Annotated in this window: 27 protein-coding genes; 14 read left to right on the top strand and 13 right to left on the bottom strand. The window is 42.6% G+C overall.

What is annotated here, in order from left to right; all coding sequences use genetic code 11:
• Positions 1–95: 95 nt before the first annotated feature.
• From ffh to SY85_RS11220, 3 genes are all read right to left on the bottom strand, one after another.
• Entirely contained in the window at positions 96–1421 is a 1326-nt protein-coding gene (gene ffh, locus SY85_RS11230; RefSeq protein WP_066404515.1) for a signal recognition particle protein, read from the bottom strand.
• Positions 1422–1432: 11 nt separating this feature from the next.
• Positions 1433–1846, bottom strand: coding sequence for a GxxExxY protein (locus SY85_RS11225; protein WP_066404513.1), 414 nt, complete (start codon positions 1844–1846; stop codon positions 1433–1435).
• 105 nt (positions 1847–1951) lie between these two features.
• Positions 1952–2824, bottom strand: a complete 873-nt coding sequence (locus tag SY85_RS11220) for a sigma-70 family RNA polymerase sigma factor (RefSeq protein ID WP_226999067.1) — start codon at positions 2822–2824, stop codon at positions 1952–1954.
• Between the two features lie 288 nt (positions 2825–3112).
• Between SY85_RS11220 and SY85_RS11215 the strand changes: the two genes are divergently transcribed.
• Positions 3113–3493, top strand: coding sequence for an START-like domain-containing protein (locus SY85_RS11215; RefSeq protein WP_066404511.1), 381 nt, complete (start codon positions 3113–3115; stop codon positions 3491–3493).
• On the opposite strand, the gene SY85_RS11210 is transcribed toward SY85_RS11215, so the two are convergent.
• Positions 3490–4101, bottom strand: coding sequence for a hypothetical protein (locus SY85_RS11210; protein ID WP_066404509.1), 612 nt, complete (start codon positions 4099–4101; stop codon positions 3490–3492). The genes SY85_RS11215 and SY85_RS11210 overlap by 4 nt on opposite strands.
• A gap of 33 nt (positions 4102–4134) precedes the next feature.
• Between SY85_RS11210 and SY85_RS11205 the strand changes: the two genes are divergently transcribed.
• From SY85_RS11205 to SY85_RS11165, 9 genes are all read left to right on the top strand, one after another.
• Entirely contained in the window at positions 4135–5562 is a 1428-nt protein-coding gene (locus SY85_RS11205; protein ID WP_066404508.1) for an LptF/LptG family permease, read from the top strand.
• A 34-nt stretch (positions 5563–5596) separates the two neighbouring features.
• Entirely contained in the window at positions 5597–6337 is a 741-nt protein-coding gene (locus tag SY85_RS11200; RefSeq protein WP_066404507.1) for a superoxide dismutase, read from the top strand.
• 21 nt (positions 6338–6358) lie between these two features.
• The gene (locus SY85_RS11195) at positions 6359–7402 is read left to right on the top strand and encodes a cation diffusion facilitator family transporter (RefSeq protein WP_066409617.1); all 1044 of its coding nucleotides are present in this window, start codon (positions 6359–6361) and stop codon (positions 7400–7402) included.
• 57 nt (positions 7403–7459) lie between these two features.
• The gene (locus SY85_RS11190; protein WP_066404506.1) at positions 7460–7861 is read left to right on the top strand and encodes an OsmC family protein; all 402 of its coding nucleotides are present in this window, start codon (positions 7460–7462) and stop codon (positions 7859–7861) included.
• 5 nt (positions 7862–7866) lie between these two features.
• Positions 7867–8289: an RrF2 family transcriptional regulator gene (locus SY85_RS11185; protein WP_066404504.1), complete on the top strand. Its 423-nt coding sequence runs from the start codon at positions 7867–7869 to the stop codon at positions 8287–8289.
• A gap of 448 nt (positions 8290–8737) precedes the next feature.
• A complete protein-coding gene (locus tag SY85_RS11180) occupies positions 8738–9436 on the top strand; it encodes a phosphoadenylyl-sulfate reductase (RefSeq protein ID WP_066404502.1) in 699 nt (232 codons plus the stop codon).
• 6 nt (positions 9437–9442) lie between these two features.
• Positions 9443–10345 carry a sulfate adenylyltransferase subunit CysD gene (cysD, locus tag SY85_RS11175; RefSeq protein ID WP_066404500.1) on the top strand — a complete coding sequence of 301 codons (903 nt, stop codon included), beginning with the start codon at positions 9443–9445 and terminating at the stop codon, positions 10343–10345.
• Between the two features lie 109 nt (positions 10346–10454).
• Positions 10455–11777 (top strand): TSUP family transporter, encoded by a 1323-nt coding sequence (locus SY85_RS11170; protein ID WP_082886378.1) that lies wholly within the window; start codon positions 10455–10457, stop codon positions 11775–11777.
• 7 nt (positions 11778–11784) lie between these two features.
• Positions 11785–13038, top strand: a complete 1254-nt coding sequence (locus tag SY85_RS11165) for a sulfate adenylyltransferase subunit 1 (protein ID WP_226999066.1) — start codon at positions 11785–11787, stop codon at positions 13036–13038.
• 125 nt (positions 13039–13163) lie between these two features.
• On the opposite strand, the gene SY85_RS11160 is transcribed toward SY85_RS11165, so the two are convergent.
• From SY85_RS11160 to SY85_RS11150, 3 genes are all read right to left on the bottom strand, one after another.
• Positions 13164–13877: an RluA family pseudouridine synthase gene (locus SY85_RS11160; RefSeq protein WP_066404496.1), complete on the bottom strand. Its 714-nt coding sequence runs from the start codon at positions 13875–13877 to the stop codon at positions 13164–13166.
• A 3-nt stretch (positions 13878–13880) separates the two neighbouring features.
• On the bottom strand, positions 13881–14825 hold the full coding sequence (locus tag SY85_RS11155; protein ID WP_066404495.1) for a pseudouridine synthase: 945 nt from the start codon (positions 14823–14825) through the stop codon (positions 13881–13883).
• A gap of 108 nt (positions 14826–14933) precedes the next feature.
• Positions 14934–15650, bottom strand: a complete 717-nt coding sequence (locus SY85_RS11150; RefSeq protein WP_066404493.1) for a hypothetical protein — start codon at positions 15648–15650, stop codon at positions 14934–14936.
• 283 nt (positions 15651–15933) lie between these two features.
• On the opposite strand from SY85_RS11150, the gene SY85_RS11145 reads away from it, so the two are divergent.
• Entirely contained in the window at positions 15934–16338 is a 405-nt protein-coding gene (locus SY85_RS11145) for a response regulator (protein WP_066404491.1), read from the top strand.
• A gap of 72 nt (positions 16339–16410) precedes the next feature.
• Here SY85_RS11145 and rlmN read toward each other — a convergent pair whose 3' ends face one another.
• Genes rlmN through SY85_RS11130 form a run of 3 tightly spaced genes read right to left on the bottom strand, consistent with a single transcriptional unit; the run spans position 16411 to position 18767 of the window.
• Complete coding sequence (gene rlmN / locus SY85_RS11140; RefSeq protein WP_066404489.1) at positions 16411–17478, bottom strand: dual-specificity RNA methyltransferase RlmN; 1068 nt, start codon at positions 17476–17478, stop codon at positions 16411–16413.
• Positions 17453–18379 carry a hypothetical protein gene (locus SY85_RS11135; RefSeq protein ID WP_066404487.1) on the bottom strand — a complete coding sequence of 309 codons (927 nt, stop codon included), beginning with the start codon at positions 18377–18379 and terminating at the stop codon, positions 17453–17455. The genes rlmN and SY85_RS11135 overlap by 26 nt, the downstream gene beginning before the upstream one ends.
• Positions 18357–18767, bottom strand: a complete 411-nt coding sequence (locus tag SY85_RS11130) for a hypothetical protein (protein WP_148661164.1) — start codon at positions 18765–18767, stop codon at positions 18357–18359. The genes SY85_RS11135 and SY85_RS11130 overlap by 23 nt, the downstream gene beginning before the upstream one ends.
• A gap of 177 nt (positions 18768–18944) precedes the next feature.
• Here SY85_RS11130 and SY85_RS11125 point away from each other — a divergent pair, with 177 nt between their 5' ends.
• Both SY85_RS11125 and SY85_RS11120 read left to right on the top strand, forming a co-directional pair.
• Positions 18945–20147 (top strand): acetyl-CoA C-acyltransferase, encoded by a 1203-nt coding sequence (locus SY85_RS11125; RefSeq protein WP_066404483.1) that lies wholly within the window; start codon positions 18945–18947, stop codon positions 20145–20147.
• Positions 20148–20201: 54 nt separating this feature from the next.
• Positions 20202–20693 carry a hypothetical protein gene (locus tag SY85_RS11120; protein WP_066404481.1) on the top strand — a complete coding sequence of 164 codons (492 nt, stop codon included), beginning with the start codon at positions 20202–20204 and terminating at the stop codon, positions 20691–20693.
• On the opposite strand, the gene SY85_RS11115 is transcribed toward SY85_RS11120, so the two are convergent.
• From SY85_RS11115 to SY85_RS11105, 3 genes are all read right to left on the bottom strand, one after another.
• Positions 20680–21873 (bottom strand): hypothetical protein, encoded by a 1194-nt coding sequence (locus SY85_RS11115; protein ID WP_066404480.1) that lies wholly within the window; start codon positions 21871–21873, stop codon positions 20680–20682. The two genes, SY85_RS11120 and SY85_RS11115, sit on opposite strands and share 14 nt — an antisense overlap.
• Positions 21874–21884: 11 nt before the next feature.
• Positions 21885–22526, bottom strand: a complete 642-nt coding sequence (locus SY85_RS11110; RefSeq protein ID WP_066404479.1) for an ATP-binding cassette domain-containing protein — start codon at positions 22524–22526, stop codon at positions 21885–21887.
• Between the two features lie 203 nt (positions 22527–22729).
• Entirely contained in the window at positions 22730–24409 is a 1680-nt protein-coding gene (locus tag SY85_RS11105; protein ID WP_158512963.1) for a DUF4836 family protein, read from the bottom strand.
• Between the two features lie 203 nt (positions 24410–24612).
• Between SY85_RS11105 and SY85_RS11100 the strand changes: the two genes are divergently transcribed.
• Positions 24613–25293 (top strand): GNAT family N-acetyltransferase, encoded by a 681-nt coding sequence (locus SY85_RS11100; protein WP_226999065.1) that lies wholly within the window; start codon positions 24613–24615, stop codon positions 25291–25293.
• Positions 25294–25411: the final 118 nt, after the last annotated feature.

The raw sequence follows: 25411 nt of genomic DNA, 5'->3' as shown, positions 1-25411 counted from the left end.
ATGTTGAAAGTCTGTAGATTGTAAGGGTTTTTCTACAGAAAACAAGAAGGCCCTGTAGTTGAACAGGGCCTTCTTGTTTTAAATCATGTCTTTTATTAACGCTTTCCCATCATGCCCGGCATCATACGACCCATAGGCATTTTGTTCATCATCTTCATCATTTCGCGCATTTGCTCAAACTGCTTCATAAAGGCATTTACTTCAGCAATGTCTTTACCACTGCCTTTGGCAATACGCTTGCGGCGGTTGCCATCAATTACATCAGGGTTTGCTCTTTCATGGGGGGTCATTGAGTTGATCATTGCCTCAATTCCTTTGAAAGCATCATCACTGATATCAATGTCCTTAATAGCTTTACCAACGCCAGGGATCATGGCCATCAGGTCTTTTAAATTACCCATGCGCTTGATTTGCTCCAGCTGTTGTTTGAAGTCAGCAAAGTCAAACTGGTTCTTACGAATTTTCTTTTCCAGTTTTTTCGCTTGTTCTTCATCGAACTGTGCCTGGGCTTTTTCTACCAGGGTAGTAATATCACCCATGCCCAGGATACGCTGTGCCATACGCTCAGGGTAGAACACATCCAGGGTATCCATCTTTTCACCACTACTGATGAATTTGATAGGCTTGTTGACTGTATACTTGATAGATAGTGCCGCACCACCTCGGGTATCACCATCTAGTTTAGTTAATACAACACCTGTATAGTCTAGGCGATCGTTAAAGGCCTTGGCTGTATTTACAGCATCCTGGCCGGTCATGCTATCTACTACAAACAGGATCTCTTGTGGGTTTACTGCGTTTTTAATATTAGCTACCTCGGTCATCATGGCCTCGTCAATGGCCAAACGACCAGCAGTATCAATGATCACCACATTCTTGTTCTTGCTCCGGGCGTCGCGAATTGCATTTTGGGCAATCTCTACAGGGTTCTTGTTTTCCAGCTCCAGGTGCACGTCTACGCCTATCTGCTCACCCAATACACGCAACTGCTCCATCGCAGCCGGACGATAAACGTCGGCAGCAACCAGTACAGGCGACATCTTTTGTTTTTTCAGGTAGCTGGCAAGCTTACCGCTAAAGGTGGTTTTACCACTACCTTGTAGACCGGCAATTAAAATGACAGCAGGGTTGCCTTTTGCATTGAAGGGGGCTGCCTCTCCACCCATCAAAGACACTAACTCGTCTTTTACGATCTTTACCATTAACTGGCTAGGGCTGATGGCATTGATAACTTTTTCACCCTCGGCTTTATCCTTAACGGTATCGGTAAACTCTTTAGCTATTTTATAGTTTACGTCTGCATCTACTAATGCACGGCGAATCTCTTTCACGGTAGAAGCTATGTTCAGCTCCGTAATCTTAGCTTCACCTTTTAGGTTTTTAAAGGCACCTTCCAGCCGGTCTTGCAATGATTCAAACATATATCGCAGATTTAAGGATTTAGAGAGGATTTCGCAGATTGCTTGGAGCGTATCAAGCGCTTAAATTGCAAGCTTTCTGCCCCAAAATTGATTAGTAATCCTACTTCTAAATCAAATACGTTTAAGTAATTTAAAACTTGTTTATAATGACTGTTTTCTAATTCTTTTATGGCTTTTATTTCCACTAATATTTTTTCATTTACTATTAGATCCAGTCTCCTTCTTCCGACAAACTTTCCGCTATAGTAAATGTCTTTTTCCATTTCAGATCGATAGCGCAGATTCCTATTTTCTAATTCTATTAGCAAACTTCGCTTATAAATAACCTCTGGAAAGCCCAATCCATAAAAAGAGTGAACTTTCATAGAACACCCTATGATTTCATGGGTGATAGTTTCATATGGTAATTGACTATTGGAGGCCATCCGCGAAATCCGTTAAAATCCTGAAATCTGCGACAAAGAAAAAGTGAACATAAACATGTTCACTTTAATTAGTTGGCAAAGATAAGACACATAAGGCTTAGGTCCTTAACCTAAATAGCCTCTTAACAAGTTGGTTTTTTGAGTGGTGCGAAGTTTGGTAATGGCTTTGTCCTTTATTTGGCGTACTCTTTCGCGGGTTAGATTGAACTTTTCACCAATATCTTCTAGGCTTAATGGATGATCTACGCCAATACCAAAGAAGTAACAAACCACTTCTTTCTGGCGTTCGGTAAGTGTTTTCAGAGAGCGGTCGATTTCTACTTTCAGGGACTGTTTGTGGTCCATGTCGGCGTCAGCCATGCTGGCGTTGGGGTTTTCCAGAATGTCCAACAGGGTGCCGTCTTCTCCTTCTGAAAGGGGGGTGTCCATACTTACATGGCGGGCATTGATGTTGAGCGAAGAAGCTACTTCTTCCAGCTCCATGTTCAGCATGTCAGCTAGTTCTTCGGCAGAGGGTTCGCGTTCAAACTCTTGCTCCAGTTGCTGAAATGCTTTTTGAATTCGGCTGGTCAGCCCCACCTTGTTGAGCGGTAAACGCACAATACGGGCTTGCTCGGCCAGCGCCTGTAAAATGGACTGTCGAATCCACCATACAGCATAAGAAATGAACTTGAAACCCTTGGTTTCATCGAAACGTTGGGCGGCTTTAATTAGGCCCAGGTTTCCCTCATTGATCAAATCAGGGAGCGACAAACCCTGGTTTTGGTACTGTTTGGCTACGGACACTACAAAGCGCAGGTTTGCTTTTGTTAAGCGTTCCAACGCTTTTTGATCACCCTGTTTGATAAGCGAAGCCAAACGGACTTCCTCTTCGGGGGTAATCAACTCAACCCGTCCAATTTCCTGTAAGTACTTCTCCAAGCTTTGAGACTCACGATTCGTAATGGACTTCGTGATCTTTAGTTGACGCATACTCATGAGAAGAGTTTTAGATGGTTATATTCGGTTTAGATGTCTTGCTTCTAGTTAGTTTTGGGTTTCAAATCCTAAATATCCCATCACAACGCCGTGTGCACTTTGTAGCAATTTTAACAATTGATACTTCTTCCAAATTACCAAAACAACTTATATCACCCAAATAAAAATGTTGAGTGCTCTTTTTTAATAGCCGAAAAGGGCAAAAAATCGTCAGGAACGGAAAAATATTTTGACAGATGAATTATTTTTCTATAATTGCACCCCGCTGACACGAATTAAATTTTTCAGATGAGCAAAAAACAATTATTTTCTTTAGAATATCCTGTTAGGTGTTCCCCTACGATCCTTTATGAATTTCTTGCCACATCTTCTGGTTTGCAAGAATGGTTTGCTGATAAAGTAGATGATCATGATGGCGTGTTCAGCTTTTCCTGGAATGGTTCTGAAGACACAGCTGAAGTAGTAGCACACGAAGAAGAGCATTTTATTCGTTTTCATTGGTCACATGCTCCTGTAGAAGAATTCTTTGAATTCGCTATTGAGAAGTCTGAGGTAACCAATCAAACCATCCTGGTTATTAAGGACTTTGCCGAAAAAAGAGATATCAAGGATCAAAGCATGCTTTGGGACCATCAGGTAAAAGATTTGTTCCACCGTTTAGGAAACTAAGGAAAACATAGTTTCAAAAACAAGCGCCAGCTTTCCACCAGATCTTCATTTACAAAATGAGCGTCCCAAAGGGGCCATTGTTTGGCAATCTTTAAGTGGTCGTACTGACGGCAATAATGGATGAAGCTGTCTTCATCCAATTGGGCTATCGGCTTGTAATTATCTTCTTCAAAATGGTGTTGCCAGGGGTCTTCGTTTAACCCGATTGAATATTGCTGCTCCTTTAAAAGCGCATAGCCTTGTTCTATAGCCGGTAAGAAGGCCACTTTCTGGTCTCCAGACAAGTGCAGCGTGCTGCTAAAGGTGTTGCCCCACCAGAATAAGGTGCGAATGGCAAAGATGTTGACGCTATCGAAATAGCGGGGATAATCTAAAACCTGGTAAGGCAGCCCTTGGTAGTTTTCTCCTTTTGAAATCTTGGCCGGCACTTGAAAGAGTTGGCTGCTGCTATAAATGGAATCCTGATAAACACGGTGTTCCATTTCTTGCTGCACGCCTTCCAGTAGCAATCTGATCTTTTGCAGTGCCCGGTTCTTTGTTAAAATAACCTCCGCGTTATTCATTAATTCCATCTCCGCAACCGAAAACTGTATTTTTGCCTCGTCCATAACTAAAAATACTAAATCAACGAATTGTAGCCCGTGTTTAAGAAGTTAGATAAGCTGATTCTAAAAGCATTTATTGGGCCATTCTTGGCTATCTTTTTTATTACACTAATGGTACTGGTGATGCAGTTCTTTTGGTTGTGGATCGACGACTTCGTAGGTAAGGGTTTAAGTGCCGGTATCATATTAGAATTTATCTGGTACCAAAGTGCTGTATTGGTCCCTCTGGCGTTGCCATTAGCTGTTCTCCTTTCTTCTATTATGACCTTTGGCAACCTTGGCGAAACCTATGAGTTGGTAGCTGTAAAGGCAGCCGGTATATCTCTTATTCGGTTTATGCGGCCCTTGTTTATAGTGGTGCTGGGCATTTGTGGCATTGCCTTTCTGTTTGGAAACTATATTATACCTGTAGCCATGCTTAAATCGCGTACGCTATTGTATGATATCGTATATGCCAAACCAGCCTTTGATTTGAAGGAAGGTGTGTTTTACGATAAATTAAATGGCTTTGCTATAAAGATTGGTAAAAAGGAAAATGATAGCGTAGTACGTAATGTTATCATTTATGAGCAAACCAGCGGACTGCAGGATAATTTTATTGTGGCCTCTGATGGTATCATGCGCTCTGCGGGTATAAATAAGCGGTTTTTGGAGTTCAAGCTGCGCAACGGTTGGCGCTATCAGGAGCGAGGGCAGGCAGGAACTCCTAATACAGAATTCATTCGTCTCGGATTTAAGGAGTATACCAAGCAATTTGACCTGAGTGCTTTTAATTTCCAGCGTTCATCAGATAGTGTGAATAAAAGCAACTGGCGTATGTTGAGCATGCGGCAGTTAGAAAAGGCTATTGGTGAAATGGAAAAGAAGCAAGCCAAGATAGGGCAGCAAATAAAAACGGAAGTATTATCTAACGTTTCGTTTGTCTCTTACCTGGATAGTAACTGGAATAAAACCACAGCTGCACCTGTAAAGGCTAAAAAGTTTGATGCGCTAATTCCTGATTCTATAAAATCAATGTTGGTGGAGCGTGCTGCAAGTAAGGCCAGTGCCTTATACAGTACAAATGAAAGTTTGTTGGTCAACTATGAACAGCAAGCCAAAGAATTACGCCGCCACCAAATGGAATGGCACCGTAAAATTTCACTTTCAATGGCCTGCCTGGTGCTGTTTCTTATTGGTGCACCGTTGGGTTCCATTATACGTAGAGGCGGACTGGGTAACTCCATGATCTTCTCTATTATTTTCTTCATGCTCTTCTATTTTATTGGAAATACGGGAGAGAAGTTCGCTAAGGAAGGTGAATGGTTACCTTTCTGGGGCATGTGGCTCTCCACTTTTGTTTTGCTTCCTATTGGTTTCTTTATAACCTATAAAGCATTACACGATTCACAGTTGTTTAATAAAGAGTTTTATTTTCGTCTCTGGCGTAAGTTCAAAGCGCTTAGAGAAAAGCGTGCGACTTAGTACATTATTTGCATTAGGACTTAAAACTACAGTTATGGCATTACCTCCTTCACGCAGGCAGTTTTTGATTGATTCAACAAAGGCTGGCCTGGGGCTTTACATTGGCTCTGGATTGTTGGCCTCTTGTTCAACTACAGCTAAATTACCTAGTTCTTCATTGACCACTGGTTTCCAGCAACAGCCCCTCCCTTATAGTTACAACGCATTGAACGAAGCTATTGATGCTACTACTATGGAGCTGCATTATAGCAAACACGCAGCTGCGTATGCTAAAAACCTCAATGAAGCAGCTTCAGCGGAGAATATCAATACCAGTCAACCCTTGGAAGAAGTGATGCGCCGTGTGTCAAAATACTCAGCAAAGGTGCGCAACAATGGTGGCGGCCATTACAATCATGAACTTTTTTGGAAATGCATGGCACCCTCCGGTGCTGATCATCCTTCAAACAAATTGGCCACAAGTATCGACAGCAGCTTTGGTTCTTTCGATGCCTTCAAAAAGCAATTGGCAGATGCTGGTGTAGGCCGGTTTGGTAGTGGTTGGGCCTGGTTGTTTGTAGATGGTGACAAACATTTACGTATTGGTTCTACGCCAAATCAGGATAACCCGCTTATGGATGTTTCAGATATCAAAGGTTTCCCGCTATTGGGCTTGGATGTTTGGGAACATGCCTACTATTTGCGTTACCAAAACAAACGTGCCGACTATATTAACAATTGGTGGAAAGTAGTAAACTGGCAATATGTGCAGGAGCGCTTTAATTCTGTCGTATAATTGCACCCCCAATTTTCAATTTTGACACCAAACGTAGCACAGGAAAACAAAAGAAGCATACGCTTACAACGCGCTATTGCCATTGCATCAACCGTATTACTGATTGTTAAGTTTTTTGCCTACTATTTAACGGGCTCGGTATCTATTCTTACCGATGCGTTGGAAAGTATTGTCAATGTAGTAGCGGGGTTTATTGGATTGTATAGCCTGCACATCGCAGCGCTGCCGCGCGACCAAAATCATCCCTATGGGCATGGCAAAGCCGAGTTTATTTCAGCGGCTGTTGAGGGCACACTGGTATTATCTGCTGGTGCTGTAATTATTTATAGCGCTGTCAAAAACTTAGTTGTACCACGTGCAATTTCATCCATTGACCAAGGTATTTATCTGGTTGCGGGCACTGCAATCGTTAACTGGTTGCTAGGATGGATTACCTATAAACGAGGGCAAAAAGTAAACTCTCTTGCTTTGATTGCCAGCGGAAAACACCTGCAAACTGATAGTTACTCTACATTGGCCATTATAGCTGGTTTGATTTTGATTGCTTTGACCAACCAGGTTTGGATAGATAGTGCTGTAGCTATTCTTTTTGGTTTGTACATTATTTATACCGGCTATAAAATTGTACGCACTTCATTGGCCGGCATTATGGACGAGGCAGACATGGCTTTGTTGGGCAAAATGGTGGATGTATTATATAAAAACCGCCGCGATGACTGGGTAGATTTGCACAACCTGCGAGTCATTAAATATGGCAATGTGCTGCATGTAGACTGCCATCTTACCGTGCCCTGGTACTTAAATGTAAATGAGGCACATCAAGAAATTGATTATTTAGGCAGCTTAATACGCAAGGATTTTGGTGAATCGCTGGAGCTCTTTGTTCACTCTGATGGTTGTAAGTACTTTCAGTGCCATCTTTGTGATAAGAAAAACTGCCCCGTTCGACATCATCCTTTTAAACAGGAAATTGTCTGGACTATGGAAAATGTGCTGGAAAACAAACAGCACGGCTGGGAAGACGTGGCTAAACAAACCTATCAAGATCGAAATAATATTTATTGACAATAATGTTAGAATAATATCCGATCAATCCTTTTAAAACATAATTAATCTGCGGTCATGAAGACAAATACCATCTGGAAAGGGGGACAAGCATTTGAAAGTACTCAACACAATAATTCAAAAATTGAAATGGACGGTAACCACGGTTTTAGTCCCAAGGCATTACTATTAAGTGGCCTTGCTGGTTGCTCCGGCATAGATGTAGTTGATATTCTGGAAAAAATGCGTGTGCCTTTTGCTGATTTGCAAATTGAAGCAGAAGCGGATCAAACGGAAGAATTTCCACGTGTATTTAAAGACATCCATTTAAACTTTTCTGTTGTAACAGGAGAAGAAAACCGCGATAAAGTGATCAAGGCTATTGATCTTTCTTTAGAAAAATACTGCGGAGTGGCGGCTATGTTGAAGAAAAATTCTAAAATTGCCTACACGCTTACAATCCAAACTGAAGCTGTTTAAACGATATGCTTTCTAATAAAGCCCAATATGCTTTTAGGGCCCTAACGCACCTGGTGGACAAGTTTGACGAAGGACCCGTTCTGATTTCTGAGATTGCTGAAAAAAAACGTATCCCTCTTAAGTTCCTGGAAAACATCCTTTTAGGGCTACGTAAAGCCGGAATCCTGGAAAGCAAGAAGGGGAAAGGTGGAGGCTATTTCATAAAAGACCATCCCTCAAAAACCAGTATTGCTGCAGTGATCCGCATTGTGGATGGTCCTATAGCCATGTTACCTTGTGTGAGCTTGTACTTCTATGAAAAATGTAAATACTGCGATGAGGGCAACTGCGGTCTGCACGGCATCATGGAAAAGGTCCGCGACGCCACCCTGGCCATCCTTGAAAATAAAACCCTCATGGATCTTAAAAGCGGGCAGGAAATACTTTAGAGCTCTGCGCAGCAGAGGCTAGGCCGTGAAACGTGAGACGTCAAACGTGAAAGGGCCAGCCCACAAAACCTGAATCACAAACAGCACTAGATAAACAAACACTCCTTTGGTGGAGTGCTTTTTGTTTATAGCCGTCTCATCTTAGCGTCTTCTAATCTTTGCGTCTTTGCGTGAAATCCTTCCTCCTAATTCCCAATTTCCTCTTCATTGTTCCTTCTCCCTTCCTTGTCAACTTATCAACCTGTCAACCCTTTCCTCCTAATCCTTTCCATCTTAGTAATCCTAGTTCTATTATTCCTCAAAGTCTACTTACTTGGTAGAGTAGTTGTTTTGCACTACTTTCACCTCGTCAAGTATTTCGCTTATCCCTTAGTGATCATAAGTTCTTAACACCTATAAAGGTGTACAAATCATTGATCGATTAATGAAATGGAGATAAACTGTAACTATGCAACACCTAGAATATCTACAAGAGCTGTTTGCCAACTATTCCATTACCGAGGCGTTGAAACAAACAGCTACACTATTTCCCGGAAAAGTAAAGTTCTCTTCCTCTGTTGGACAAGAGGATCAAGTACTTACAGACATCATTGCCCGCAATAACATCAATATCAAAATATTCACTATTGATACAGGCCGCTTGTTCAATGAGGCTTATGAGACCCTAGATAAAACCATGGCCCGTTATAAGATCAATATTGATGTCTACTTTCCTCAAGCTGATGCCGTGCAACAGTTGGTAAAAAACACCGGAATGAATGGCTTTTATGAAAGTGTCGCCAATCGCCAGGCTTGCTGCAATACTCGTAAAGTAGAACCTCTGAACAGGGCCTTAAAAGGCACCGCCGTTTGGATAACCGGCTTACGGGCATCCCAGACGGACCATCGTAAAAACATTCCTGTAGTAGAATGGTTGGGCGATAAAGAGATCTATAAGATCAACCCCTTGTTGCACTGGTCGTTTAGCGATGTGCTGCATTATATCGATAAGAACAACGTTCCCTATAATCCGTTACACGATAAAGATTTTGTCAGCATTGGTTGCGCGCCTTGTACACGGGCAATAGAGAAAGGTGAAGACCCACGCGCCGGCCGTTGGTGGTGGGAAGCATCGCATAAAGAGTGTGGATTGCATTTAGTTAAATAAGAAAGTATGAAGAACCTATCAGTATTTCCCCGACAATTAGAGCACGAAGCCATTTATATAATGCGAGAAATAGCAGCCCAGTTTGAAAAGCCAGTGCTATTATTCTCAGGCGGTAAGGATAGCATTACGCTAGTGCACTTGGCGCGCAAAGCGTTTTACCCAGCTAAAGTGCCTTTTCCCATGTTGCACATCGATACCGGGCATAACTTTCCAGAAACCATCGAATTTCGCGATTGGCTGGCCGAATATACCGGTATGCAACTGATTGTTCGTTATGTGCAAGACTCCATAGATAAAGGGAAGGTGAAAGAAGAAACCGGTAAATACGCCAGCCGTAATGTATTGCAGACAACTACTTTGCTGGATGCCATTAAAGAATTCAAGTTTGATGCTTGCATCGGTGGCGCACGTCGAGATGAAGAAAAAGCAAGAGCAAAAGAGCGCATCTTCTCGGTGCGTGACGACTTTGGCCAATGGGATGCCAAAAAGCAACGTCCTGAGTTGTTTGATATGTTAAATGGGCGCATTAACGTTGGCGAAAACGTACGTGTATTCCCTATCTCCAACTGGACAGAGCTAGATGTGTGGAACTACATCAAAGAAGAAAACCTGGCTCTGCCTAGTATATACTTTTCACACCAGCGTGAGATTATTGAGCGCGACGGCATGTATTGGCCATACTCTCTCTTCCTTAATACAACAGAAGAGGAAGTACCCTTTAAAGCCACCGTTCGCTTTCGTACAGTAGGAGATATGACATGTACGGCTGCAGTATTATCCGATGCCAATGAACTGGATGATATCATCAATGAAATAAAAGCAGCTACTATCTCTGAGCGTGGTGCTCGTATTGACGACAAGCGTTCTGAAGCAGCTATGGAGAAACGTAAGAAAGAAGGGTATTTCTAGTCCCTTTTTTTGCCCTTATATTCTACTAAACAGATAGACCATGTTGGCTGCATTATCGGGTGGCTAACCAGGAGTATAGCTTAAACTCAAACCAATGACCACTTAGCTCATGAAAGATGCATTATCAGCAATAACAGTTTTACAGTTGCCATTGCGGGTTACCTCTCCAGATATAGAGTGGCTGGTCATTGGAGGTGGGAGACAGGCCTATGCGAGTTTGTGTCTATTGTTACGCAACGGACAAAATATTTCTATAACTGTAATTGCTCAAGAGCTTTCTCCAGAAATGGAAGCATTCTTAAACGAGCAGCCACAAATTAAAGTTGTAAGGAAGGAGTATGATACCTACGACTTCAACGATGTTCATTTTGTAATAGCGGCAACAGATAACGAAGTATTGAACGAATGTATTCGCGATGAAGCCGCTTTACAGCGAGTATTAGTATATACTCCAGGGGCACCACACCTAAGTGATTTTAATTTTGTTGATAACATAGAAAAGGTAAACCCTTTACAATTAGAGACACGGACACCTTGGTTCCAACGTAACAGTGAACAGATGTGGCGTCGTTTGGCTTCACAGTTGGTTCTTGCCTTTTTCCTGATGGTGTTGGGGCACATTATTATTTCCTATTTACCATTTCCATCTGTTCCTGAAATATGGGTAAATAGTAAACCCTATTTTGATAAGCAGTTTCTCTTTTTTGTATTAGCCGGTTTCCTGGCGCAAATGGTAGATGGGATGTTGAGTATGGGCTATGGGGTTACTTCGGCAACCTGTTTGATCTCGTTTGGAGTGAACCCTGTAGCTGTAAGTGCGGCTATTCACACATCAGAAGTGTTTGCTTCTGGTATCTCTGGCTACAGCCACTATAAGTTTGGTAATGTCAATAAGAAGCTGTTTCGCCACTTGGTGATCCCTGGTGTTTTAGGTGCCATCCTGGGTGCTGTAATGCTGGTGTTCCTGGGTGAGAAGGCCGGTAAGTGGTTGATGCCCATAATGGCTTTATATGCCCTATTTCTGGGTTTTAAAATATTATACAAAGCGTTTCAGCCAAGCCCAACGAATAAGAAAGTAAAACGGGTGGGTTGGCTAGCAGGTGCTGGCGGCTTCCTGGATTCGTTTGGTGGGGGAGGTTGGGGGCCTATTGTAACCAGCTCACTTATTGCCAAAGGGCGTAGTCCAAAGTATACTATCGGGTCAGTGAGCCTAACCGAGTTCTTTGTAACCCTGGCCAGTGCGCTCACCTTCTTTGTGACAGTGGGCGTTAGTCACTGGAATATTGTACTGGGTCTCTTGCTGGGTGGGGGTATTGCAGCGCCATTTGCCGCCCGGTTAGCCGGCAAGCTGCCACGCAAGACCATGATGATCGCTGTAGGCATTATGGTAATGGTGTGGTGTATCCGGATGTTTATTAAAAGCTTATCATAAAAATTGAATGATGGATATATTACGCATAGCCACATCCGGTAGTGTGGATGATGGGAAGAGCACATTGATTGGACGGTTGTTATATGATACCAAGTCCATTACAAAAGACAAGTTGGAAGCCATAGAAGCTTCCAGTCAGCGCAAGGGTTTAGACTTTACCGACCTTTCCTTGTTAACCGATGGGTTAATTGCTGAAAGAGAGCAGGGTATTACCATCGATGTGGCGCATATCTACTTTGCCACGGAAAACCGCAAATACATTATTGCCGATACGCCCGGGCATATTGAATACACCCGCAACATGGTCACGGGAGCGTCAACCGCTGAGGTCTCTATGATTCTGATTGATGCGCGTAATGGTGTGATTGAACAAACACGTCGCCACCTGTTTATTGCGTCCCTGTTGCGCATTCAAACCGTGTTTGTATGCGTTAATAAAATGGACCTGGTGCAGTTTGATGAAACAGTCTTCAATAAGATTGTTGCTGAAGTAAAGGAGCTGGCGCAAAAGATCAATTATGGAGGGGAGCTGCATTTTATTCCGGTAGCTGCTAAAACGGGAGATAATGTAGTATCTACTTCTTCCCAAACCCTGTGGTACAAAGGACAGTCGCTGTTGCAATTCTTGGAAGCCTTACCCGTTCAGGCAAAAAGCAAAGAATTACCAGCTCGATTTCCAGTACAATTTGTCGTCCGCCCGCATAGCGAGGCACATCATGATTTTAGAGGATATGCAGGTAAGTTAGCAAGTGGTATCGTAAGTGTAGGAGATAAAGTAACTGTATTGCCTTCCCTGAAATCCAGTGTCATTAAGGATATTCATCTGGCTGACCAAAAGGTTAAACAGGCTAAAGCAGGAGAAAGCATCACCATTGAGTTGGAAGATGATGTAGATGTAAGCCGTGGCAATATGATAGTACACGAGAACAGTGCCTACACGCAAGCCAATACATTAAAGGCTCGCTTAACCTGGATGGATGATCAGCCATTGACAAATGGTAAAACGCTTTTACTTCAACATGGCATAAACGTAGTGAAAGCAAAAGTGACGGCCTTGCAAACCGTCCTTGATATCAATACGGTGGAGGAAAACGATGGCGTGACGCAATTTAAACTAAATGATATTGGTACGATTACTCTCAAAACAGCGAAACCCATTTTTGCAGATACCTATAAAGAAAACCCTGCCAACGGTGCTTTCATCCTGATCGATGAATTCTCCAATAATACTGTGGGCGTAGGCTTTATTGAAAGTTTCTAATAGTTTAATAAAAGAAGGCCGCAAATACTTGCGGCCTTCTTTTATTGTGAATCTTAGATTCAGTTATGAATATCCTAAGCTTCAGAAGCTACTCACCATTCACCACTCACCATTCACGATCTTTCTCACTTGTTCTTCCTAAGCTGTTGCAGCAGCGCTCTCAAATCTTTAGGCACTTCCGCTTCCAGTGCATACTCCTTATCATAGAGCTTAAACCGAAGCTTCCAGGAGTGCAATCCCAATCGGTTAAGAATAGGACGCTCTTCCAGTTCGTCTTTAGACAACTTGTAGTTGCGCTTGATGCTGGAAATCAAAATAGGTTTACCATCGCCATATAATTCATCACAAACAATGGGGTGTCCCAGGTCTTTCATGTGCACACGGATCTGGTGTGTACGGCCGGTATGAATCTGAAACTCCATCCAGCTAAAGGCTCTAAAGCTTTCCAGTACTTTGTAGTCGGTATGAGAAGGCTTGCCCCGGCGGTTAATAACCATCATACCCCTTTTGGCGGGGTGTTCCATGATGGCGCCATCTATACTGCCTTCTGCATTTACAGGCTTGCCAATAACCAGTCCCTGGTAAAACTTTTCTACATCACGGCCTTCAAATAGCTGCGATAATAGTTTATGCGATTCTTCATGTTTGGCAAACACTACCAGTCCACTGGTTTCCTTATCCAGTCTGTGTACCGTAAAGATGTTGCCATACTTCTGTCGCAATAAGGTCTTTAGCGATATCTCAGAGCCTTCACGTGCAGGTATGGTTAACAGACCGGCGGGCTTATTAATGGCTACTAAATGTTCGTCTTCTATTATTATTAAATCGTCTATGCGCATGCTTTATTTCTTTCCTTTCTTAAAGAACTTTAGATCTCTTACTTCTTTTTCGGTAAGGAAACGCCATTTACCGCGGTTTACATTCTTCTTGGTAAGACCGGCAAACATCACGCGATCCAGGTTGCGCACATCGTAGTGAAAGTGTTCAAATATGCGGCGAACAATACGGTTGCGGCCACTATGTATCTCTACACCAATCTGTGTTTTGTCTGCATTATCGGTATAGGCCAGTACATCTACATTAGCCACACCATCTTCTAAATGCACACCTTTTAAGATAGAGTCAAAGTGTTCTTTCGTCAAGGGCTTATCTAACGTTACCGCATATATTTTTTTTACTTCATTGCTCGGGTGTGTCAGCTTTTGTGCTAAGTCGCCATCGTTTGTCAATAGCAGCACCCCGGATGTGTTACGATCCAGACGACCTACCGGATATACGCGTTCGGTAGTAGCCTGCTGAATCAGGTCCAGCACGGTCTTCCGTTTTTGCGGATCATCAGTGGTGGTCAGGTAGTCCTTGGGTTTGTTCAATAAGATGTAAACAAGGTCCTTGGTTGGGTATACTTTTTTAGGCCCCACACGCACATCATCTTTCATCGTTACCTTATGACCAGGTTCTGTTACTACTTGGCCATTCACTTTTACCTTACCTGAGCGTACTACATCTGCAGCATCCCTGCGGGAACATACACCGCTATGTGCCAGGTATTTGTTCAGGGGCATCTCGCCTGTAGGCGTTTCGCGCGCAATGGTTTTGGTTACTGCAAACTTTCCGGATGGTGTTCCTGTTTCCTGTGCCTGGCGATTTTCTGCCCGCTTTTGATCAAAAAATTCCTTGCGTTCTTTTTTGTACTGTTTTCTTTCCTGGCGTAACTGCTCTTTCTTAGCAGCCCCTTTTTTCTCGGTGCCTTTGTAGAACTTCTGGAAGTTCGTTCCTTTCTGTTTCATTTTGAAGTTTTGCTGTTTTACAACAGTGGTGAGGTGCAAAAATAAAAAAGACCCTGCACTACAGGGCCTTTTGTTTTTCAATAAGGTCTATGACCGAGGTTTTTCGGGTTATTTTGTGTTTTTGTTAGCACGTTTGCCTCTGGCCGATTCTAATTTTTCAATTTGTTCTTTCGTTAAAATGCTCTTCATTTTTTGTTTTTGCTCTTGTGCTAATGACTTAAACTGCTCTTTCTTTTGATCTTGACTTAGAGAGCTGTTGCTACGGATGTTTTCAGATTTCGTCTTAAACTCTTCACGCAATTGCGCCATTTTAGCTTGCTGATCTGTGCTTAAGTTTAATTCCTGTTGCATTTTAGCAAAGCCTTTTTCATCTCTCATGCCTTGGTGTTCGCCTCTTTTGCCAACTCCGGTGCTGTCGTTTCTAAAACCTTCTCCTTTTTTGAAGTCACCTTTTTTACCCTTGGCGTCCCAGTCCTTTTTTTGGCTTTCAAACTTAGCTCTTTGTTCAGCGGTCAATACAGCCTGTATGTCAGCTACATGTTGCTTTTGTAAGGCTTCTCTGCGCGCTTTTGCATCAGCTACAGTAATATTTGACTGGCTTTTCAGATCGGTCATTTGTTTGTGATAGCTTTCATTGATCGATTTAATACGCGTCTTTTGATCGGCAGAAAGATTCAGTTGCTCCAGGCCTCTACCTTCATGCCCTGTTCCTGGTCCATCTTTATGTTGTCCATGTTCTTTCTTTACAGCACCTTCTTGTTTTTGTGCTTGTGCGGCTCCAAAGGATAAGGCAATGATAAATGCGGTGGTTAGTATTCTTTTCATATTCAGGTTTTCTATTTTAAAAGTTATAGTATAGAGACAGGGGTAGAAAGAAGAAGTTTAAAGACGAGAGGTTAATTAAGGTTAATGCTTTTGATTAACCTTGGCATAGGGTCAGAAAGCCAATTAATAAATTCACCTTTTTCGGCTAACCAGACATACAATTCATATAAACAAATTAACATTTGAATACGTGCTTTTAAGCGTTGGGGGCATTTCGTATAGGAGTAAGAGCGGGCGTTTTTTAGTTTAGCCTTAACATACTGATAAGGTAAATCATTTCTATATGCAGGCACAAACGACATCCATTCAACGGATACTTTTGATAGATGCTGATGACGATGATCAGTTTATTTTCGAACATATCCTCTGCGAAGTAGCTCCTTCTGTTCAACTAGAAGTGCGTGCGTCTGAAAAAGAGATAGTAGATGTGGTGAACCAGTGGCAGCCAGATCTGATCTTCCTCGATTTCAATCTTCCTAACGATGGTGGTGTTGAATGTTTGCAAAGTCTGAAGCAATGTAAAGACAGCCATCTCTTTCCTGTCATTATCTATAGCAGTTTATTTAATCCTAAAGACATTGAGACCGCTTTTGATCTGGGTGCAATCCAGTACATTCAGAAAGCAGATCACTATGTTAAGGTTAAAGACATGCTTTGCTCGTTTATTGAAATGCCTAAACGGGCGTAGGCAACATGGGGTATATAAAGAATAAAGCACTCCAAAAGGAGTGCTTTACTCTTTATATAAAATCTATTGCGTTTAGTTATCCTTGTTGGCCAACTGTCCACAAGCCGCATCAATATCCTTACCGCGACTACGTCTAAGATGAGCATTTACCTTGGCCTTAGCCAGGTATCCCATAAATTGCTCCATGCGCTCGTCAGAAGGTTTTTCAAACTTGGCAAAGTCGATGGGGTTGTATTCAATGATATTGACCAGGTCGGCAGGTACTTGACGGTAGATCTTGATCAGTTCCTGTGCATCTTTCTCACTGTCATTGAAGTTGTTAAAGAGAATATACTCCAGGGTGATCTCGTTTTTTGTTTGTTTGTAGAAGTGATTCAAGGCATCAATTAACGCCTTCAGGTTGTTCGTTTCATTAATAGGCATGATCTCGTTGCGCTTTACATCGTTAGGCGCATGCAGTGATAAGGCCAGTTTAAAACGCACTTTATCATCGCCCAGCTGACGGATCATCTTTGCCACACCTGCTGTGGAAACCGTAATACGGCGCGGGCTCATGGCCAAACCGTCTTCTGCGGTAATGCGCTCAATAGCTTTTAGTACGTTTTTATAGTTGAGCAGCGGCTCACCCATACCCATGAACACAATATTGCTGAGCTTCTTGCCATATACGCGCTCCGTTTGTTGGTTAAGTAGCACCACCTCATCATAGATCTCATCAAAATCCAGGTTGCGCTTACGCTCAATATAACCCGTAGCACAGAATTTACAGGAAAGTGAACAGCCAATTTGAGAAGATACACAGGCAGTATAACGTGTGTCAGTTGGTATTAATACCCCTTCGCAAAGGTGCCCTTCGTGGGTAATAAAGCGGCTTTTAATAGTGCCATCAGCACTGTATTGCGTAGCATCAACCGTTAACGCGGGGAATGAAAAGTTATCGCCCAGCTTTTGGCGTAACTCCTTGCTGAGGTTGGTCATATCGGCAAAAGAGTGCGCCTGTTTGGTCCATATCCATTCCCAAACCTGTTTAGCGCGGAACTTCTTTTCACCTAACGTGGCAAAGAATGTTTCCAGCTCTTCGAGGGAAAGGTGGCGGATGTTTTTAACGGTTTTTTTAATGCCTGCTACTGCTGCGTTCATCCGGCAAAGGTACGCCGGAAGCAAGATTGGAAAGGGCAGTTGGGTGTTGTTTTTCCCTTAAAACTTTCCGTTTTAGATTGTTTATTCCTTTTAAAACAGGATATAAAGTGATCAGAAAAAGCAGGTTTTCGTAAAAGTAGAGGTCAAAAAAGAACCAGCCGCCTGCAAAAAATAGTAGGTGGCCGATCAGTAACCAGTTGTCTTTTTTATAGGTTATAAAGCCCCAAAAGAACAAGAGTTCAATGCCAATCATGCCCAACCACAATAGTTGCCCCATCATACGGTTCTGAGCAAAGAATAAAATGGTTTTGTATTGAAAGGATGACTCTTGAAATAGTAGACTTTTAAACTGAAGCAGTAATAATGTAGAGCCTTGGTCAAAATGAGTTAGGTTACCTCGCCAGATCTTCCATAGCGCTGCCGAAAAAAGCATAAAGCAAAACAGAAAGCGGCAAAACGTAAACCCAGCAGTAAAGCGCTCATTGGTTTTAAAGACAAAAGGAAAGCTCATGATCAGTATCCCAATATTGATATAGTGGTGACCAGAATAAAGGTTGTAAAGAATGAAAAAGAGAAAATGGGCTATAAAGAAAATACGGGTAGAGTAGGTTTGGTTAGGAATAAACAGGGAAGCAAGGCACGAAAGGAAAAGTATGCTATCCAGCACAATAGCAAGTGTACCCCTAAATATAGCAGGCAACCTTAGTATCATAGCCAGCCAATAAGTAGGGTCTATTTCCTGGTCTACCAATGGATTACCACTTATCTGGTGAACCATGCCTGATGAAAGGTAATTGATAACTAAGCTGATCAGTGTACCTAAAAACACAATTTGCTGAAGGGACCACCGGTTATTGGACACTAACCTTGTATACTCTTTAAAAAGAATGGATGACTTCACTGCTGATCTGTTTTAGTTGGGTACGTTCTGGATTGATAAGGTAAGTGTCTTCTTTGATGCTAACTTGTTGAACCTCTTTATTTAATAGCCGTTCACAGGTTTGCTTAAACCAATGTTCAAAAGCTGGTATATCAGAGGCTTTATTATAAATACGTTCCTGTAGAAAGGGGTAAATAGGAGATCGGGTTAGAAAGCCATATTTCTCTTCTACACGCGTTTGTACTATATCAATGGATTCATTCTTTTTAAGAAGAACATATTTCTTGGCCGTTTCTTCCAATACAAGGTGCTCTTTATGTAGGAGGTCTGTATTTTTTAGCTGCTTTCCATCTATCCAGATTGATCGCTCTGTTAAGGTATCGCTGGGAATGGCTTTTTCTGAAAACATTCCATAAAGAAAAAATGGCGTAACCTCTAGCTTGATCAGGCTGAAGCACACTTGTATGATAAAGAAACTTCCAAATAAATAAAATAGCTTTGGCTCCCTTTTGTAAAGGTGTTTAAAGAAGTGTAAGAACATTTCTGCTAGATACCGTTTAGTAAACGTTTTAAAAGTAAAGGTTAATTGAATACGAAAACAGTTTATGTAATTGACGCCGTGCGCACACCCATAGGTAGATATGGCGGTGCACTAAGCTCAGTTCGCCCCGACGATTTGCTTGCTCATGTGATCCGCGAACTTATGGTACGTAATCCCAATGTGGATCCCGCCGAAATTGAAGATGTTATTGCTGGTGATGCCAACCAGGCTGGTGAAGACAACCGCGATGTGGCCCGCATGGCCGCCTTGCTGGCTGGTTTGCCGGTGACCGTTCCTGGCAATACCGTTAACCGCTTGTGTGCCTCTGGTCTTCAGGCCATTATGGACAGCGCCCGCCAGATTCTTTGCGATGACGCAGCCTTTATGATTGCCTGTGGTGTGGAAAGTATGAGCCGTGCGCCATTCGTGATGTCTAAAGCATCAAGTCCTTTCCAGCGTACCGCCGAAGTGTATGATACTACCCTGGGCTGGCGTTTTGTAAACAACAAGCTGAAGGATATGCACTATCCGTACAGCATGGGCGAAACTGGGGAGAATGTAGCTAAGCAGTGGCATATCAGTCGCGAGGCCCAGGATGCTTTCGCCCTGGAGTCACAAGAGCGCTACTTTGCTGCCTTAGAAGCAGGTAAATGGAAGGATGAAATAGTGCCTGTAACTATAGATGGACCAAAAGGAACAACGACAGTTGTAGATACCGATGAACATCCTCGCCGTACTACATTGGAAAAACTGGCTTCTTTGAAACCGGCATTTACAAAAGACGGTTCAGTTACTGCTGGTAACTCCTCTGGATTAAATGATGGTGCTGCTGCCATGTTGTTGGCTTCTGAAGAGGCAGTTCAGCGCTTTGGATTAAAACCCATTGCTAAAGTAATCTCTATGGCAGTTGCAGGTGTTGATCCTTCTATTATGGGTATTGGCCCGGTACCTGCTACACAAAAGGCCTTGCGCCGCGCTAGTCTTTCTGTAGCCAACCTTGACCTGATAGAATTGAACGAGGCTTTCGCTTCCCAATCGCTGGCTTGTATTCACGACCTGCAGTTAGATCGTGCTAAAGTAAATGTCAATGGCGGAGCCATTGCCTTAGGGCATCCACTAGGAGCTAGTGGTGTGCGCTTATCTACTACACTGGTGCATGAAATGAAACGCCGTGGCAGCAAGTATGGCCTGGCTAGTATGTGCGTAGGTGTAGGACAAGGTGCTAGCGTGATTTTTGAAGGAGTGTAGAACTAGGGTGATTAGGATTTTGTGGGATTAGGAGGAGAGGTATAACTCTTTCGAATGTTACGTACAGCCTTAGTTATTATAATACTTGCGGTATTGCCTTCTTGCTTTTTGTTTAAAGACTATAAGCGGCGGGAGTTTACGTATACACGTACCGGAGATAGTACGTCCACAACGGTTGCTACTATTGTTCCTAAAGGGTATAAAAGGGTAAAAGAGATCGCTGATAGTTCAGGCCATCAAGGACTGGCTTATTATTATAAAGACGGTGCAGAGCTTTATATCCTGTATACGCCATTGGTAGATAATTACCAGCCCATTGATACGCTAAGGCATATTCCAAAGCCACAATTACAAGGTGGCGTTTTCTATAAAGGCATTGATAGTACAAGAAGGTGGTGGCGCGAGGCGCAGCCACCTTCTTTTCGTTTTGGCTATAGAAATGTAAGTAGTGAAAAGGAAGTGTTTTTTGATTCTGCAGTTAATTATATAAAGCCTGGAATGCCACAAAAGCGCAAAAAAGGTTTGTTTGGTACTAAGAAAGCTTAAACAGCAACTTCCGGATCAATCGGTAATTGGTATATACCGATAACAGCAGCAACACAACAGCCGTTAACGCTACACCCCAATGTACAAGTGTGGTAGTTTCTTCCTGCCCAATCATTACATATTCATGAAAGGCCCATTGAATCGTTTGCACTGCTAATAATGCGCCCAGGATAATAAAGAAGTAAATGGGCATAAACTGCCTGGCCACATTCTTACTGAGCCATGTAGGGGAGTAGCCTAAGGTTAATAATAACGCTAAGCTTGATTTACTGCGAGCTATTACCAACTGCAGGTAAAAGGAAAATAGGAGTAACGCTAGAACGATCACCAATAATCCAAATACACCCAATCCACTGAAAATGCCCTGAATCACTTGCTTTACCCGGCCAAACTTGGTTTTGTCTTTATTCACCTTGTAGTTTTTCTGGTCCAGGAAATTTAGCAGCTGGGCATTATTGGCATCTTTGGTTTTGATAAATACACGGGCAGCATCATTTACCTGGTTACTGCCAAACTGTTGGTTAGCCCATGTAAGAAAAGATTTAGGTGCCAACACTGAGTTGATACGATCGCTAAAGGCTACAATGTTTCCCTGGAAGGTCATGCGCTTACTATCGCTGATGCAGGTAATGAAAACAGGAACACCTGTTGCTGTTGCCTCTGAGATCTGCGGCAGTCCTTGCCCTGGTGCAAATACATTATAGATCTCTAAAAAATCAGAAGAGACAATAATAGGAATGTTCTCTTGGCCTTCCTGCCACTGGAAATTTGGTGGTAATGTATCAATAAAATCATTCTCCAAAGTCTCTAAAAATAAATCGGTCTTAAAGGGTAAAATATCGCCAGCGCTCAATTGTACCCGAAACTGGTTGGCTACCAAAGGCGCTGCATTTTCAATAAAGGGCTGTGCTTTTAGCTCTTCCAGGTCTTTTGGCTGAAACAGGTTCTTGTCAGTCTGTCCCATTGTAGCATTGGTAACCGTTTTGGTTATGGAGATATAGTCATAGCCATTTTTGCGAACGGCATTGCCTGCCAGCATTTGCTGTATGTTGATATACATCTGGATAGAGCAAAGCAATAACACTACGCCAATGCCTAATCCAAAATAAGAGAACCAGCGGGAGGCGGCGTTGTTGCCAGTTTGTAAGAGGGGACGAATGGGCTTAAAGGATACAGACACAGGTCAGGATTTTACAGGTGATACAAACGGGTGTAGGGGAAGAATTCAATACGTTCCAGGTCGGCCAGCAATACGGTAGCTTCACGGCTCTTGGCTTCTTGCAGCATCAGGTCCATAGCTTTGCGGGCATTATTATTATCCAGATGACTAAAGGGTTCATCCAGCAGTAGAAAGTCAAACGGCTGCATTAGTGAACGTATAATAGCTACGCGCTGCTGCTCCCCATAGGAACAAAGGCGGCACAAAGAATTCAGTTTATGATCAATGCCCAGTTGTTTAGCCATCTCTTTGATTTTGGCCTCCGGGTGATAAGGATTTAACTGGCGTTTGATATTGATGTTTTCCCAAACCGTTAGCTCAGGGAACAAACGCAAGTCCTGCAGCACAATACTGATATGGCTCTTTCGGTATTTGCTAAATTCTTCAATTGAAAGGTCTTTGCTCGCATTGCCATTGTAAGAAATGGTGCCCTGGTATTCAAGGCGCAGTCCATAAAGGAAATGGATAAGCGAAGTTTTACCACTGCCTGAGGGCGCTACGATCTTCACTAATTCTCCTTTCTGAAAGGAAAGATCTTTCCCCCAAACTTCTGAGGTTAGGGAGCGACTTAGATCAAAATAGGTAGGTAATACTTGTTGAAGCTGTAACAGCATAGGTTATAAAGTTAAAAGCTACAACTGGCAATAGTGCAAGCTATTGACAGTTGTAGCTTTTGTATAAAAAGGGGGTAATACCAATTTAAATTATTCAGTACACCTTTTTGATGACAGAGGACAGTTGATAGAGGACTGTAGCACACTGTCAACGGTCAACTGTCCTCTGTCAACTTGATACGCCCGCTTTATTGAAAAGGGGATTAGTACTTAGAAGGTGCTTCTACTGAATAAGTACTATCCGTAATAACATCGCTAGATTCAGGATACATTTCGTTTGCCTCTATCTGGGCTTTCTTTTGTTGCTTGTTTAACGTGTAGATCTGACCGCCATAGCTATTCAACTGTTTCAAGCTGTTGGTATTCTTGTCTACCAGGTTGATGTCTACATGGTAGGTCATCTTTCCTTTTTTATACTCTCCACCATACATCACTACATCCTGCCACAAGCGGATAGAGGCTGTCATAGATCCTTTCTCCAGCTCAGTAGTCATGTTAGATTCAGTCGACTTTAAGATCTTCTGAATATCCAGGAAAGCTACAAATGGATGGCCGGCGATCTTATCGGTAAAGGCTAGTTTGTTATTGCCGCCCGCTAAGAACTTGCTCGTATAGCCAGGCTCGTTAGAAACAGCAAACCATTTGTTCTCGATCTTATAATCAATAACAGAAGTTTTCGTAGTATCGTGCGGCTGTTTTTTTACAATGCCTACCAATTTTTCAAATGCTGCCTGGTTGTTCACTGAAGCTGCCATTAAGAACTTCATGTCTGGATCTTTTGTCTTATAGGCATACGCAGTGCCAGGAAACATCTCTTTTTCCTTGACCTTTAAATCGCTTACTGCTAACAATAATTCGCCTTTAGTAGCCTGTACCAGTTCATCCATGCTGTAATTCATTTGCGCTAATCCAGCGTTTACTAAACCATCAATACCGGCCAGTACAAAGATCTCCTTTAATAATTCTGGAGGGCAGTTCATAGCAAAGGCGCCAATCACATCCTGGGTAGGAATACGGTTGATCAGGTCGGCACTTACATTCTTGAATTCGTACTTATCCAATAGCTTCTTTACTTCAGTACCATAGTACTGCGTAGCATTAAAACTGATCTTGCCATTGTCAAAGTTTAGCGTAGTAGCACTTACGTTCCCTTCTAATAATGATGATACTTTCATCATCGACAATGCACCACCTACTACACCTTTATAAAGATTGCTGCTGTTCATCCACAGGTGCACATCACCGGTTTCTGCAATCATGTCGGCAAAGCGGTCATCATTGGGTAGATTGTTGTCACCTTTTAATGCAAAGATGTCTTTGGCAAACTTCTTTAGGCTATCAGCAGGGAAAGCATTGCTTCCTTCGCCATCGTTGGTCGTATAACTGCTGGCCATGCTCAGGAAAGGCGCATCGAAGATGTAGATGAACTTGTTGCCCTTCCAGGTCACCACGGCGTTGTTTTCCAGTTGCATCTGAGTCAGATCGCCATCTTTTTTGACTTCTGCATTTTTGTTAGTCTCCTTGTTTAGCTTCTCAAACTTACTAGCATCGGCTACGGAGCCTTCAAATACCATATAGCCGCCCTTGCCTTGCTTTTTCATGAAGTATACCAGGTCTTGCTTGGTATCTACGCCTGATGTAGCAGGATCAGCTAAAAGCTGTTTAGCCATGCTGTCAGTGCTTTCCTTATTGATTTCTTTAAACCATTCGGCTTGCTGAATTTCTTTCCAGGATAATTTAGAGGATAAAGAGGCACTGTTGATGTGAATAACGATAGCTGCATCCTTGGGGATCATCAGATCAGACTTGCTGCTGTTTTTACAAGATACGCCCACTAGCGTAAGGGCAGTGGCTGCATAAAGCCACAGTCTTCCGTTTCTCATAAGACGGGTTCGGGTTTTGATTAAGGGCCAAATAAACGAAAACTTGGCTACAATGAGAAATGGCAAGGGGATGAGTTGTTGATGAGAGATATGAGTTGATGAATGGTAGTAGAAAACAGCATTTTTGTTATCACTATAGAACTGTGTGAGTAATCGAATATTGATTTCCTTGCATGTATCTTCGTTCTTAAATGCCCACACCAGTGGAAAAACTAGACAACCCGGTTTGGTATTCATTGACCGAAACACACCAACAGTTTGCTATTGTATACGATGAAGTAAAGTTTTACCAACCCGATTATTGTCCATTTGGAGGTTTTGTTGCAATGGAGCAAACAGCCGATGCGCTGAATAAGTATGCAAGGTTGGCTGATAGCTTTTTTGTGGTGGGTAATAGGCCTGGTTTGCCAGAAGGGTTGATCCTGCAAAATGAATTGGCCTGTAGGCAAATGGTGCTGGACCAACAACCTGCATTAGAGATCACTGAAGAGATAGTGGAACTGCAGTCCCAACAATATGATGAGCTTTTTGACCTTGTTAATTTAGTGCAGCCTGGCTATTTTAGAAAGAAAACGCCACTGCTAGGCGCATACTTTGGTATTTATAAAGATGAAAAGCTGGTGGCAGTTACCGGAGAGCGCATGCAGATGCATGAATATACAGAGGTGAGTGCTGTGGTTACGCACCCCGATTATACCGGAAAGGGATATGCGAAACAGCTGGTGGCACATGCAGCAAATAAAATCTTTAGCGAGAATAAGTTTCCTTACCTGCATGTTGCAGATACTAATGCAGGTGCCATTAGCTTATATGAGAAGCTGGGTTTTGTAACTCGTCGTAAGATCAGTTTTTGGCATATTGTCAAAACAGCCGATGATAAGTAAGCATCTATATCCATTTTCAATTCATACCACATCACTTTAATTTAATCCCGCATATCGCCTTTGTCAGGCTCTGTGAATGAGAAGGGAATGGTAAAGTTAAAGTAGTGTAGTGTTGACA

Origin of the sequence: Flavisolibacter tropicus (assembly GCF_001644645.1) — a bacterium.
Lineage (GTDB): Bacteria > Bacteroidota > Bacteroidia > Chitinophagales > Chitinophagaceae > Flavisolibacter > Flavisolibacter tropicus.
The sequence above is the reverse complement of the archived record's forward strand: the minus strand, read 5'-3'. Positions and strand labels throughout refer to the sequence as shown.